This window comes from Vibrio sp. 1978, from assembly GCF_033344345.1.
On sequence record NZ_JAWPOP010000556.1, the window covers coordinates 1 to 656 of the forward strand.

The window sequence follows — 656 nt, forward strand, 5'->3', positions numbered from 1 at the left end:
CTGAGGAAGACCCAGTAATGAGCCGTAAAAAGAAATCTAGAAAGCCGGGTGCCGCTGGTGCACCTGAGTTTGTTGTAACTCGTAACCGTACCGAATCTGACGTTGAAGGCCGTCTACGCAAGCGCGCGAAAAAGCGTAAAGGCTTGAAGACAGGTAGCCGTAACTCAGAAGTTAACGAACAGAAAAAGCAATCTTCTGCGCAAAATCGTGACCCACGTTTAGGCAGCAAGAAGAAGATCCCTCTGATTGTTGAACCAGTGAAGAAGATGACAAAGCAAGAGCGTCGTCTATCTGCGGAACAAGAGCTAGAAATGCTAGAAAATGACGCGCAATTGAACGTGTTGTTGGATCGCATTGAAGCGGGTGAAAACCTAGGTACAGGTCTACAAAAATACGTGGATGAGAAGCTTGATCGTATTGAAAAGCTAATGGACCAACTTGGTCTGCTAGAACCTGAAGAAGAGGAAGATTTTACCGTTTCTTCTGCGAAAGGTTCTCGTAATGACGATGATTTATTAGCGGATTTCGACGATATTAACTTCGAAGACTACAAAGGATAATTAAGCCATGAATGTAACCTTATTAGCTATTGCGGGTGCAGTGATCATTATCGCGCTGGCTTCTTATGCAGGTTACCTTCTGCTTCAATTGAAAAA

General features: G+C 44.1%; 1 protein-coding gene and 1 pseudogene. Both read left to right on the top strand.

All coding sequences use genetic code 11. The features are described 5' to 3' along the window. Positions 1–17: 17 nt before the first annotated feature. Positions 18–560, top strand: a complete 543-nt coding sequence (gene yihI, locus R8N49_RS27800) for a Der GTPase-activating protein YihI (RefSeq protein ID WP_005496687.1) — start codon at positions 18–20, stop codon at positions 558–560. 7 nt (positions 561–567) lie between these two features. After that, positions 568–656, top strand: a pseudogene (locus R8N49_RS27805) (DUF2489 domain-containing protein); the annotation flags it as partial.